The sequence below is a fragment of the Priestia megaterium genome, from assembly GCF_023824195.1.
GTDB lineage: Bacteria > Bacillota > Bacilli > Bacillales > Bacillaceae_H > Priestia > Priestia megaterium_D.
The window spans coordinates 128,231-141,019 of the sequence record NZ_CP085443.1 but is presented as its reverse complement, the minus strand read 5'-3'; the positions used below and the strand labels follow the sequence as shown (position 1 = coordinate 141,019).

Genomic DNA, 12,789 nt, shown 5'->3' with positions numbered 1-12,789 from the left:
TGGTTGGTCCTCCTAATGAAAAGCCCGTTGTATCAAAAGCTGCATAAAGATAGAAATTATTCTAGCTTTAACCCTTACTCCTGTAAGGGTTCTTTTTTTATGTGTACAGGAAAAAGACATTATGTTAATTGGATCTATATATTGTATTCATCTCAAGCTTCTTTTTTAATAATAAAATAGTAAAAAGAAGAAATTCCCAAACTGACAAACATAATAGGTAGTACAATCATTGTATGTTCACCTTCTTTTCTATATGGCTTGTTGGGATAGACGTTTCAGCTGCTACTGGGGAGTCAAAAAACACTCTTTTTAATTTTTTATATTCAAAGAAAAGTAAAGCTATACTCATACAGGTTAATAAGGTAGTAACAGAACGAGCTGGTATCTCAAAACAAAAGTCAAGAATAGTAATATTTACTGTGATAGGTAAGTAAATAATGTTCCCCAAAGTTGCTGTCTTTGGAATTACTAATAGTAAGGCTGCTGTTATTTCTCCAAAAGCAATAAAAAGATTATATGTATTCGAATATCCAAAGAAATGCCATGCCAATTGCATTGCTGAGTCCTTTGTCGAATCATATATAAAGTCGCCAGTAGAAAACTGACCTGGATAGATTTTGGCAATTCCGTAAATCAAGAAAGTTAATGCTAAAGACCATCTAAATGTAGTGATAATTGTCATTCTAAGCTTTTTTAGAAATGTACTTTTATTCATTGATTTCCCCACTTTCTGTTTCCGTTTTAATAAACCTATTTTGTATTTCTTTACTAGGAATGAGACAACTTTCTTTTTTCCCAAAGAATCGATATCGATTTTTTGCAATGAAACGGTACACTCTATCTCGGATTTTTCTGGGTATTATCCAAAAGAGAACGAAGAACCTTATAGGTCCAGTAAGCTTATTTATAATATGTAAGATTGCTGTAGATTCAGTATATATTTGATCTTTATTAATTAAGATAATGGAATCTAATTGCTTATTATTCAGATTGTGATTTGTTATCAATGAACATGCTAAATCTGATTGAAGAGACAAAAATTTAAATATGCCTTTAGGATCTCTTTTTATCACAAGTTGAACCCAGTAATTACACACGTTACACATACCGTCAAACATAATAATAGGATGATTGTCTTTTTTAACCTTCAATATATTTCATTCCCTTAGCTAATTGTAAATATCTTCTATAAACAATTATAAAACGAGATTTAATAAAGCTCACCTAACAATAATGTAAGATGGACTTACAATTTTGTAAGATGAGCTTTCTTTTTTGAGAAGAGTGCCTATAAAATCCATTATGGTAACTAGAAATGTACAAGGTATACAAAATTAGTTATCCTCTCAAAAGTTTTTTTCTTTCTTGAAATCTTAAGTTTATAAGAATACTAAAATAGAAGAATGTCCATACTATTAGTATCTATATAACCTTATGTAAGAAAGGAGTGGCTATGAGAAATTTTACAAATACAAATAAAGTTCGGCGTTATAGAGCTGATGTCAATTCTTTTGGGACAGTTGTTATTCATCGAAGAAACCCCTATATAATCGCTTGTTAAAAACAGAAAAAACTATCTTGGAGTTGGGAAGGTAGTTTTTTCTGTTTTTGGATGTTATGCAATTGGTCTCTATAGGTTGATGCCTCAGGGCGTACAAAGCATCTTGAGTAGCTTGCTCAAGTTGCTATTTATTATACGTTTGTAATTAGAGAAAGGATGTAAATTAATTTTTACGGGATGTTCGAATTAAACAGTAAGTAAGAAAGAGAATAGCAAAAAGAATAGCAGAAACACTAAAGATTGCAAGAAAGATTTTACGGATTTTGTAATTCACTTATATTGAAGCCATCTTTATATATTAGAGTAAACATTCTAGTGTTTCTTAAGTGGTTTGCTCAAAATATTGGTTATTATTTATTATCATTTCTCTTTTGCAATTTCTTTTCTATTAGGAGCCAGTGGTGGTTGTTCCAACCATTTATTTTTCACCATAATGTTAAACCATTTTTTTGTTACCATTAGATTTTTGAGAATGATGCCTTCGTAAGTTGTTACAAGGTCTGTTCGCATGGCTGATGCTAAACCTGTTCCGTGATATGCTTGTGCAGCTTGGAACAAGAAACCAATATGATACATCATTAACTTATCAGAAAAAGGAGAATCTGTTGAAGTTGTTACTTCTGTCTCCCACGATTTAGGAACTGGTAAATTATCTGCGTGCATGATTTTTGAAAAGGATTGTATTTGATCATCAGCTGTTTTCTCCGAAGCCTCTAGAAATTTTCTTACTTCTTTTGATTGAGCGACCTGACTAAATCCAATAGAAAGAGTTTTAGCCATAATGCTTTTTTTAAGGCTGAAAGAAATACTTATGATTTCTATTGCCGTTAAACGTCTGCCTTTTCCGAAAAACCCATCCGTAAAATCCTGGCTAGAAATATATTCAGGGTTCGTAGCAGGATAAAAGTAAGGGTCCCTCTGAAAATCCCCTTTTTCAAGTAATAATTCAATCGTTTGATGATACATCCTTTTTGCATCATTATCACATGTATCATAGAAGTGACGTAAGTCTTCTCTGACAGACACACCTAATGAGGTTGTATGTCCTAGTAAGCCATGTAACGTCATGATATGTAAATAATTCAAGCAGAATATATCAGTGAATAATCTTTTAGTACCTTTATTGAGGTCAGACTCAGTAAATCCAATTGGAACTGGAAACCCTTCCTTTTCTATAAAAGCTACGATTTGTTTCTTTTGTTTTGCGAAGGTCTTTATAGCATCTTCAAAAACGATCTTTATTGACTCATCCTCAATAATAGAGAACATATATCGATTTACTACATCTGTCATTGTTCCGTTTACATACTCTCCCCATAGTGTCCCTATTTCGGAAGATGTGAGTTTTAACTTATTTTTATCCATATGATCACCTCTTGGATAATGTTTACTAATTTATTAATAGATATGAATTTTCTCTTAACAAAAAAAGGTTTTTAGCATGTAATTTCCGATAATCACATTATGTTAACTACAAATGTATATCGTATACAGCTCAAAAAACAGAAAAAAACTACCTTAGAGTTAGGGAGAAGGTAGTTTTTTTCTGCTAAGGAAGAAAATTAGTTGTAGATGCCTCACGGCTTCTTGAGTAGTTTGCTCACGATATTTGATATTATTCAAGGTAGACAAGTTAAATATAACAAAAGTAATAGGCAGAATATTTTAATAATTACTTTACTATGTAATCGCTTTCATCTATACTAAGGATAGGTTGGATGGCATGAGTGGCTGTCATAGTATTTAGCGTAGGTGGGGCTGATACGAGGGAACAGGGCATAGAAGAAATGTCCTTTTTTATTTTGTACAAAAAATAATATTCGATTATCTATGTCAGGAATCATAACAAAGTTATAGTTTTTTTATATCAATTTCTAGTAGTATAAAGGTAGTTGATTGAAGATTCCGAAAAAATCTTTTTTGTATAAAGATAGCGCTCAATTGATTGAGCGCTGTCTTTGTGCGGTTTCCTATAAAACATTTTATGTAAACTCGAAAAGAAGAAGCCTGTATCTAAGGAGATACAGGCTTCTTCTCATACTGTTTAGGAATTTGTTCATTTTCCCTTGTGAGGCCCTTTCGTTACGTATATCGGTTCATAACCAAAGTGCCTTGGGTAAGATACGAATATCTACTTTCAATTTGAGGTAATACGTTTGTCGAAGTCGCTGTTAATTCTTTCAAAACTAATCAGTCCCTTCATAGATTAAGTATTTACCTTTTTACAACAATCAATAATAATATTGGTGTTGTACTATGTGTGTACCACATGTTTTAAAGTTAAAACTTTAATCCCAAAAACTTTTATAGATTTCTTCTTCCTAATAAAATGGCTCTTTTGTATTAGAAGGTGAATAACAGACTGAAGATTGAAAAGGGGTCGTTCATTGGGAGATTCTTTTTATAAAGGTATATGATTACGTTATATTTGATGAAAACAGAAAAACAAGGAAAGAGCTTATGGTGGTAAATAAACTGAATGGAAGAAAGAGAACCATTGATTTCTTTAAAGATAAAAAAACGCTCAGTATGATTGCTTAAGCGTTTTTTTACTTTTATTCCACATCAGTTAATGGTCGGTATTGTTCAGAGGTGATTAAATCATCTTCCATGAGAACATAAGGGTGTGTTTCCATCAAAATAGTTTTAAGATACTCTGGCATCCTCTCTCCTTTGTATGCACAAATTAATGGGAATGAGAGTTGATTCACCGCACTATCCACTATTTTTTCAAAATCTTCGATTAGATGTAAAGGATCTTTCATACTACTCCATTCTACATGTGCCCATGATCTGAAAGGAATTCTATTCTCGAGGTAAGGCTGTACGCTTTTATTAAAGTAATCAAGAATGGCAGGAGGATGATAACTACCACTTGAATAATAGAAATCGAAGTTGTTTATACGATGTATCATGTTCATTTGATCTGTGGTCAAGAGTGTTTTCAACTGGTTATGAATAAAAGGATAAAAACGGTCGTTTTCAATAAGAAGAATGCAATCTCCAGCAAAAATCCCCTCTTGGATATAACTTACAACTTGTTGTAAATACTTTTCTTGCTGGTCGTAGAAATACAGTATATGAACACTCTTTTGTTCTGCAAACAACTGATTCATTTTACTTTTCAACACATAATCCCTTCTTTCTTCTCGCTCTCTCATTATACTGGGATTATGTAAATAGAATATAGTGGTAACTTATTGAATTTTTAAAAAATATGCAAACACGTACAGAAGGTACGCTTTTTATACACTTCTCTAACCTCCGTCTCAAAGAGAAACCTTGTTAAATCAAGGATGTATAAAAAGCTGCATACTCCGGAAAAAGAACCCTCGGCGGATGAACTGCGCCCCAATTGTTAGACATTATGGTAACTAACTTTGTATAGCGTATACAACTTAAAAACAGAAAAACCTATCTCTTCCCAGTCAAAAGAGGTAGGTTTCTTCTGCTACATTTATTTAGCCAAAGGATTGAAGCCTTACGGCGTCCTGAGTAGTTTCCTCAAGGTAGTAAGAAATTATTTGTAGAAAGGAGAAAAACTTCTAGTGTCTAATCATTAGTTTTCTTCTTCATAAGACATACATCTCTAAGTTTTGGACAATCCTATTAAAAAGTTGTCTTGGTGAGAGGAGAAGAGAGGAAATACTAGTAAATATTATTATGGGATTTATTGTACCTTGGATTTTTGGATTTATCTTATACAAAAAGGAATCTATAATTGTCATTTTAATTGCACCTGTGGGAATGACAGTAGCCTTTATACTAAATGAGTGGGGAACTAATTATTTTTGGCAGTTTGAACCAAATTTTAGAAATCGAAGTTTATCTGCACTTCCTTTGAATATGGGTTTCTACCCTGTCCTAGCTTCTTTTTTAGTTTATTTTAAAATAAAAAAGAGGGTTAATACCTTTCTGCTTTTAATTTGTTTTACTCTTTTTACTACAGGTTTTGAAGGCATTGGTTTAATCTTTGGAAAAGTAGAGTACTTTAATACTTGGAATATTATTGGAACTTTTATTAGTTATTTAATAGCATATATTATTATTTATGGTTATTATCGAAGTTTGGTAAAACATCAAGTTTTAAAAAATTAAGCCTGCTTTCTACGAGTTGCTCGAATTAAATGATTTGTAAGAAAGAGAATAGCAAAGGGACCGATCAAAGCAATAAAGTATACAATAAAGACCTTGTGTAATTTATAGTTCATGTATAGTAAATCCACCTTTATATACTAGAGTGAGTATTGAAGGGTTTCTTAAATAGAATGCTCAACTAAAGGAAAACTCATTCATGCCCATTAAAAAGCGAAAAAGCTACTGTGACCTAATCAGTAGCTTTTTCTACGCTCTATTGCTGCAAGTAATGGAGGATCTTCATCTGATCCATCTTGAGTGAGTAGTTTGTTCATAATGAAAGAAGATATTCATGATTTAGACTACTTGTGCCTATAACGGTGATTATGTAAACTAACTTTGTATATTATATACAGCTTAAAAAGAGAAAAAACTACTGGGACTAACAGCAGTTTCTACTAGCGCAAACTATGTTTTATTAATGACATTAATCATCATGAGTAGTTTGTTTAAACTAATAAATTTTATACCTTAAAGAGTTCATAAAAAAAGAAAGCTGCCAGGTAGGACAGCCCTCTTTCTCATAAGGTTACCTTGGAAGACGCTGTTTAAGCATCTTGAGTAGTTTTCTCAAATGATAAAAGAATATTCAATTTAGGTGAGTCACCTAATAGGGAATGAAAATATATTGTGTAGTCATAATATTTTTGACTCTGAGCGTGAAACTTTTAAACCTCCCTGATCTATAAAGTCAAAAAGCTCTTAGAATAAATTATTCTAAGAGCTTTTGTGATAAAAAACATTCATGACAGGTATCCAAAGCTTATACATATAATAAGAGATAAATTGACTAAAAAGGTGATTATTATTTTTCGAAAAATACTGGTTGTTCTTGTCGGAAGCTTATTATTAAGTATAGGAATTAATGGATTTTTAGTTCCTCATTATTTGTTGGATGGAGGAACAATTGGAATTGCACTCATCCTTCACTATTATTTTGAATTTCCTACAGGTGTAATGATCATCATTTTGGGTTTTCCATTATGTTGGTTTGCTTGGGTTTATGAAAGAACTTATTTTTATAATAGTTTTTATGGGTTAGTTATTTCTTCTTTATTGATCGATTGGTTAGAACCTATTAAAGACCAGTTTCAACTTTCTGTTTTTCCTAGTGTGATTTTTGGAGGAATATGTATTGGAACAGGGGTTGGTCTTATGCTTCGATACGAGACAAGCACTGGAGGAACAGATTTACTAGCCCAACTTATATCAAAGGCTTTTTCTCTAAACATAGGAATGGTTATTTTAATTATAGATGGTTTTATCATAACAGCAAGTCTTCCTTTACTAGGTCCTAAAACGTTTCTTTTTTCATGTTCGACAATTTTTATAGGTGGAATGACGACTTCGTTAATTACTAAAAAAGAATAATTCGGATTATAAAATTAGTATCTTCTATCCTCTATTTTTTGCATCTTCTTGATTTTTACAAATTGTGTTAACTATTACATACATTTTTAAAATAATATCATTAAATTCAGTTATTTATTACATAGTACTTTACCGTTATAAAAATTAACATTTCGCCTTCTCAAATTGTAAAAATTTGAGTATTGAAAAATACATTATAAAAAGTTAATGTGAAATTTATCAATATTTAACATGGGGATTAATTAGGTGATGATGGGGATGGGAAATAAACATGTAACACAGGAAGCCCTATTGGAAGAGATAGAGCGCATTAGGGAAATTATGATATATACAGCTTTAAAAGAAGGACTTGTAAGTGATAACACGGTAAAGGTAAGTCAAGTATTGGATAGAAAGTTAAATGAATTAGAAGAAATTTATTAAAAAAAGCCCTTATTTATGAAATAAGGGCTTTTTTGCATGTGGTTTCCGATACCTAAATTATGTTCACGAGTAGGCTTTATTCTTAAATTGTTCTTTCACATAGATACAATTTCGTTTATGTTCATGGGAAAAGAAATGATCATGTTTATGATGTACTTTGACTTCACACGAAGGACAGACAAAAAAACCTATTCTTATTTTATCTTGGTTGACTTCATGCGCATAAAACTCTCCTGTAGCTTTAAACATTACCACGTGTCTAGCTTTTTCGGTTTTTGCTCGCAGAATCATGGCCTCCTTCACCATATTTTTCATCTATTTCTATGATAAGGGCTATATGGCAAGAAGACAAAGAAAAAACAGCATCTTTTGATAACAGAATGCTACTTGATTATTAGTTGTTTTTCAACTTGTAGCCTTTGAATTTATCCCTATATATGCTAGTAAGATCAACAAAGCTCTTATAGGAATATGTGATCGCAACCGGTGTGCCTACTTGAACTTTATCATAAAGCTTTTCAATGTCTGCATTATGCATTCTCACGCAACCTTGACTCATGTATTTTCCAATGCTGTTTTCATTGTTGTTACCGTCAATGCCGTATGTATCACCGTACGTGCCGTTTGCGTTTATTCCTAGCCAACGCTTTCCTAATGGATTGCGAGGATCGCCCCCAGGGATATGTCCTTTATAGTAAGGGCAGTTTTTAATCTTGTTCACTACTTAAAAAAAGCCGACTGGTGTTTTGTCCCACGTTTTCCCTGTTACTACTGGATCAACGATTTCAATATAGCCATTATGAAAATAAGCAAGCTTGTTATTGTACTTATTAATGATGATTAAATTTTGATTCGCTGTTTTAATTTTTGCTTCTGTTTTCACTTCATTAACTTCACATAATGCGACCATTAATAATGTTAGAATGGTCATTGATTTCATAAAATATAAAAACTCTCCTCTTTTTTATATTTTTATAAGAAACGAAAAATCACCTTCCAAATGGAAAGATGCTTTTTCGCAACAATCACTTATAAATAAAAACCTATTTAATTTACAACTTTAATATACAGAGAAACGTTCTCTGACGAAATTAACTTTTGTTTTGCATATTATTTCACCTAGTAGAAAAATACGCACTTTGGAAAAGCTGATAACTAGCTTTTTTTATTAAGGTCATTTATTTCTCTTTCAATAAGAGATACTGAAATTTCGAATGCTTGTATCCGTCTTTTAGCTAAGGTAATTTGAGATTTATATCTATTCGAATTTTCTTTAGCTTCAAAAGTTTTTACTGTCTGTCTGAGTTTGTGTAAAGTTGAATCAATTTGATGTTTTGCTTCAACTAATTCAGATACATCAAGTTTCATTCAAGTCCTTCCTTTTTACAATCCTTATAAACGTGTAGAGAAACCAGTAGTAACAGGGCCGACCACCGTATCTAGTGGATGACCGGATTGGATTTATATCATATATATAAACATTATAGAACGTGTAATTACATGGGTTGAGCATACCAAAATCCAGGGACTTTCATACATGATTCAACTAGAAATCTTGCTCCTTCCACATAAGTCCAATTTCTTGCTCTCTCTGCAAAACCTTCTCCAGATAACGCTCGGTTGTTTTGCGGTCACTATGGCCAAGCTCCTTCTGAATTAAGAAAATATCGGCTCCCTGCTGCCTACTATAGATGGCATAAAAATGACGAAAGTAATGAGGTGTAATCCTGTCAGTCCGTTCTTTTACAAAAGGTAACTCTGTTCGTTCAATGATACGCACAATATAATTACTTAAGTTTTTATATTGATAATACGCTCCATCTTTAGTTGGAAATAATGGCCCTCGATCACTTGTGTTTAATACTGTATTAACATGGCGCCGTTCTCGAAAGGCAAGGATGCGTTCATATAGGGATGGATGCAGTAACTTATCAAATTTCTTTCCACCCTTCCCTACTCCTCTTAACCGATAATGGCCACTTAAACTATCTAGATACACATCTCCCCACGAAGCATTCGCTATTTCTTGTACACGCAACCCTGTCATCGCCAACATGGTTAACAATCCATGGTTGATAGGATGGTCTTTGTAATAGTCCAATAGCTGTTTGACTTCATGGTAATATAAATCTCGGTTCGGGATTTCTTGCTCAGATAATGATGTGCTCAAAATTTCTTTATGTAACGGATGCTGAATATACTTCGTTTCATGTAGCCATTTCATAAAACTCTTTAAAATCGTCATTTTGGCATCTAAAGTTGCGGATGAATAAGGTTTCCCACCCTTTCCTAATAATGCGGTGCTTAGATAGGTCTGGTAGTTCCGTATATGCCAAGGTCTTAGGTTTTTTAAAATGGTTTCTTCTATATAATGGTCTACATCTTGTCGTAAGAACGACTCACTTTCTACCGCATACTGATAAAACTGCAATAAAATCCGTAAGTACTCTATTTTTGTGTTTTCTTTTCGTTCTCGATTCTTTCGAATATGCTTTCGTTGATGAACATAGTAGTACATCATCTCTTCATCTGTAAAATCGCTAAAAATGTCTTCGTTTTTTCGCTGGTGATGTTCATTTCTTCCTTCTAAGACATCATAATACGTAGTATCCAACATCAATGAAACGATTTTGTTGAAATCCCCTTTTGTCTCTCTAACTTCTGTTCCTATATTCATTAAAGAGAAATCTTGCATAAAACCTCTCCTCTCACGGATCATGTCTTCTTATTCATATCCCTTTCTGATATTAAGGCAGTTTCTTCTCTATTTAAGATTACGTATGTATTCATATGTATATAGACACTAAAGAACCTCTAAATACTACTAGTAACGTTCATCATAATTTTAAAAGTATGAAAGATAATAATTAAATATTAAGTATTATCATAATTAAATGCGTATTCAAATTTATCTTTTATAGATATTACTTCTTTATTTTATCTTATATAGAAGTAAAAGTATAAACTTACTTTTTATAAATAAAGTTTAATTTTTATATTATTTGTAGAAAAATGATCTATTTGTCGTCAGTAAGTGTAAATGATAAAACTATAATTTTTATAAGTAAGTTTAATCTTTTACTTCTTTGTGTAAAAGAAGTTGATTTTGTATTTTTAATTGTAATTGTCTTATTAAAAATACCTTAAAGCTAAATAACTATAAATTTTATTTTGATTTATCATAACTAAAACAATTTCTCAAAGTGGAAGTAGAAGATAGATTGGTATATGATAAGAAGTAAAAATTGTAATTTGATTCTATTATAATTAACTGTTAGAACCTACATTATGAGAAGTTGATTTTTTAGATTTATTTCAACAAATAAATAAAATAGTTGCGTGTTTCCTTATGGGTTTATAAGTATGAAATGAAAATTAGAATAGCAAGGGATTGTAAATACAGAGGTTAAATATTATTCGATGTCTCACTTTATCTATCAATCTCGTATAAAAGATGTTAAAAAGGGTAATAATGTTTGAAAAAGGGAAAAGATAAAGGGGTTGATTTTTAATGGAAAATAACATTATTAAAGGAATGGATCGAGTTGATCCAAATTTACGTGATGAAATATTGGCTGAATTATTTTTGAATCAAATGATGAACAGCTTCAAAAGAAGTAAGATCCTCGAGGAAATTGATCACTCCTTAAAGAATAAAGATAAAGAAGCTTTTTTACGTTTAATAGAGGAACTTAAATCTATATCTTAATAAAAAACACTATAATATAGAAGAAACTTATCAAAAAGAAGCCTTGTTATATAAAGACTAAGGCTTCTTTTTATTTTACATTTATATATATCTTTTTATAATGAATTAAAATCGTAATGAGAGAACCTATTGGTTCCAGTACAAGAACGTCCGGAGTTTTCGTGTCAAAAATTAATTACTAATTATTTAACACCTGGATAGATGCAGTAAATCCACTCTTTTCTGAAAAGGATAAATTAACTTGTAAATGACCAGCGACGAACTGGTGATAGTCCTGTAAATATACTGCAACAGCATCAATGATGTCTTGTTCATACAATCGCGCTGTACGTCCTAATGCTAAAGTAGAAGCAGTAAGCCCAAGAGAAGGATGAAACTCCAAATCTACTTCTACCTGTTCAGGTTCAATTCTTTCTCTTACTGCAGTATAAATACAAATGCTATCCACAAGATCTTGTTCATTAAATAATACTTCCATTTTAAATTTCTCCTTAATATCTTCTTGTAAAGATGTTTTTAATTACCCAAATGATGACTAAAATCACAAGGATATCTACAAGAATTCCTAAAAAAGAAAATCCATTTGAAGCATTATTTCCATATGCACCATTATAAATTCCTTCAAATGGATGAAGCATATGGCCTAAAAACGCACCTGTTCCAAACGCTGCAGCATGAGTCAGTATACTTTTTGTTCGTGAAGGCGGGGCCTGGTTATATGTCGTGTGAGAGTTAGAACGTGATGACGTTCTTGTAACGTTGCTTGATGGAGACTTATATCCAGAATGATAAGTTCCACTCGAATATGTGCCCCTACTTGAATGAGAACTGAACGAAGAATTGTGACTGAAAGAACTATGACCACTAAATCCTTTTGCCTGAGCAACATTTGGTAAAGCTATTGCAAATATTAATACAAAAATTAAGGTCAATTTTTTCATTACAATTACTGCTGTCTTTATTAATCTAATATAGCTAATTTATAATAAAGTTTCTTTCTTAGAGGGCTTATTTAGATGTTACTATATCACTAAATTTATAGATTTCTACTAATTTCATCTATTTTTAATGTAATTTTAAGGTCAAGTTTAAAGTAAATATAAATGATTATAATGTAAATTGGGATTCTAGTGTAAAGATTTATTCATATGATTTTGCATGTTTCATAATGATTAGGAAAAATGAAAATAGTAGAGCTACCAATTCAATTTGAATTTAATGGACAAAAAAATTACATTTATCCTAGTTTAGTTATATTGAATAATGAACTAACCTTGGTCGATACAGGGTATACAAATTCGTTCACTTTAATTGAAAATCAAATTTTAAAAAATGGGTATGAAATAAGGAGGTTAAAGAATATAATCATTACCCATTATGATGATGATCATATAGGTTCCTTATATGCCTTCAAAGAAAAATATCCTTGGCTCAACATTATAGCTAGTGAAATTGAATCAACATACATAAGTGGTGAAATGAAGTCAGAAAGATTGATTCAAGCCGAAGAAATGCTCACCTAAGGTTCTTAGGGGAGTTAGGGGCAGTGATGCCCCTCGCTTACCCAACATAATTAAGAATAAATACT

At 31.6% G+C, this 12,789-nt stretch carries 14 protein-coding genes and 1 pseudogene; 5 read left to right on the top strand and 10 right to left on the bottom strand.

Annotated features, from left to right (window positions below; genetic code table 11):
* Positions 1 to 226: 226 nt before the first annotated feature.
* The 4 genes from LIS78_RS27570 to LIS78_RS27555 all read right to left on the bottom strand — a co-directional run bounded on the left by LIS78_RS27570 (position 227) and on the right by LIS78_RS27555 (position 4,692).
* Positions 227 to 715 carry a hypothetical protein gene (locus LIS78_RS27570; protein ID WP_252285393.1) on the bottom strand — a complete coding sequence of 163 codons (489 nt, stop codon included), beginning with the start codon at positions 713 to 715 and terminating at the stop codon, positions 227 to 229.
* On the bottom strand, positions 708 to 1,118 hold the full coding sequence (locus tag LIS78_RS27565; protein WP_286676973.1) for a thiol-disulfide oxidoreductase DCC family protein: 411 nt from the start codon (positions 1,116 to 1,118) through the stop codon (positions 708 to 710). The genes LIS78_RS27570 and LIS78_RS27565 overlap by 8 nt, the downstream gene beginning before the upstream one ends.
* 803 nt (positions 1,119 to 1,921) lie before the next feature.
* A complete protein-coding gene (locus LIS78_RS27560) occupies positions 1,922 to 2,926 on the bottom strand; it encodes a DUF3231 family protein (protein WP_252285392.1) in 1,005 nt (334 codons plus the stop codon).
* Positions 2,927 to 4,116: 1,190 nt separating this feature from the next.
* Positions 4,117 to 4,692 (bottom strand): MEDS domain-containing protein, encoded by a 576-nt coding sequence (locus LIS78_RS27555; RefSeq protein WP_350495078.1) that lies wholly within the window; start codon positions 4,690 to 4,692, stop codon positions 4,117 to 4,119.
* Positions 4,693 to 5,224: 532 nt separating this feature from the next.
* Between LIS78_RS27555 and LIS78_RS27550 the strand changes: the two genes are divergently transcribed.
* The 3 genes from LIS78_RS27550 (at position 5,225) to LIS78_RS27540 (ending at position 7,492) form a co-directional block, all read left to right on the top strand.
* On the top strand, positions 5,225 to 5,659 hold the full coding sequence (locus LIS78_RS27550) for a hypothetical protein (protein WP_252285391.1): 435 nt from the start codon (positions 5,225 to 5,227) through the stop codon (positions 5,657 to 5,659).
* Between the two features lie 825 nt (positions 5,660 to 6,484).
* The gene (locus tag LIS78_RS27545; protein WP_252285390.1) at positions 6,485 to 7,069 is read left to right on the top strand and encodes a YitT family protein; all 585 of its coding nucleotides are present in this window, start codon (positions 6,485 to 6,487) and stop codon (positions 7,067 to 7,069) included.
* A 258-nt stretch (positions 7,070 to 7,327) separates the two neighbouring features.
* Entirely contained in the window at positions 7,328 to 7,492 is a 165-nt protein-coding gene (locus LIS78_RS27540) for an aspartyl-phosphate phosphatase Spo0E family protein (protein WP_252285389.1), read from the top strand.
* 394 nt (positions 7,493 to 7,886) lie between these two features.
* On the opposite strand, the gene LIS78_RS31735 is transcribed toward LIS78_RS27540, so the two are convergent.
* The 4 genes from LIS78_RS31735 to LIS78_RS27525 all read right to left on the bottom strand — a co-directional run bounded on the left by LIS78_RS31735 (position 7,887) and on the right by LIS78_RS27525 (position 10,187).
* On the bottom strand, positions 7,887 to 8,213 hold the full coding sequence (locus LIS78_RS31735) for a L,D-transpeptidase (RefSeq protein ID WP_434092381.1): 327 nt from the start codon (positions 8,211 to 8,213) through the stop codon (positions 7,887 to 7,889).
* A gap of 3 nt (positions 8,214 to 8,216) precedes the next feature.
* Positions 8,217 to 8,432, bottom strand: a complete 216-nt coding sequence (locus LIS78_RS31730; RefSeq protein ID WP_434092380.1) for a L,D-transpeptidase — start codon at positions 8,430 to 8,432, stop codon at positions 8,217 to 8,219.
* Between the two features lie 215 nt (positions 8,433 to 8,647).
* Positions 8,648 to 8,860, bottom strand: a complete 213-nt coding sequence (locus LIS78_RS27530) for a hypothetical protein (protein WP_209151946.1) — start codon at positions 8,858 to 8,860, stop codon at positions 8,648 to 8,650.
* A gap of 178 nt (positions 8,861 to 9,038) precedes the next feature.
* Positions 9,039 to 10,187 carry a tyrosine-type recombinase/integrase gene (locus LIS78_RS27525; protein WP_252285388.1) on the bottom strand — a complete coding sequence of 383 codons (1,149 nt, stop codon included), beginning with the start codon at positions 10,185 to 10,187 and terminating at the stop codon, positions 9,039 to 9,041.
* 816 nt (positions 10,188 to 11,003) lie between these two features.
* Between LIS78_RS27525 and LIS78_RS27520 the strand changes: the two genes are divergently transcribed.
* Entirely contained in the window at positions 11,004 to 11,201 is a 198-nt protein-coding gene (locus tag LIS78_RS27520) for an IDEAL domain-containing protein (RefSeq protein WP_209151948.1), read from the top strand.
* Between the two features lie 178 nt (positions 11,202 to 11,379).
* On the opposite strand, the gene LIS78_RS27515 is transcribed toward LIS78_RS27520, so the two are convergent.
* Together LIS78_RS27515 and LIS78_RS27510 are read right to left on the bottom strand one after the other, a co-directional pair.
* Positions 11,380 to 11,679, bottom strand: coding sequence for a DUF2653 family protein (locus tag LIS78_RS27515; protein ID WP_209151949.1), 300 nt, complete (start codon positions 11,677 to 11,679; stop codon positions 11,380 to 11,382).
* 13 nt (positions 11,680 to 11,692) lie between these two features.
* Positions 11,693 to 12,142, bottom strand: a complete 450-nt coding sequence (locus LIS78_RS27510; RefSeq protein ID WP_209151950.1) for a hypothetical protein — start codon at positions 12,140 to 12,142, stop codon at positions 11,693 to 11,695.
* A gap of 240 nt (positions 12,143 to 12,382) precedes the next feature.
* Between LIS78_RS27510 and LIS78_RS27505 the strand changes: the two are divergent.
* Positions 12,383 to 12,718 (top strand): annotated as a pseudogene (locus LIS78_RS27505) (MBL fold metallo-hydrolase); the annotation flags it as partial.
* Positions 12,719 to 12,789: the final 71 nt, after the last annotated feature.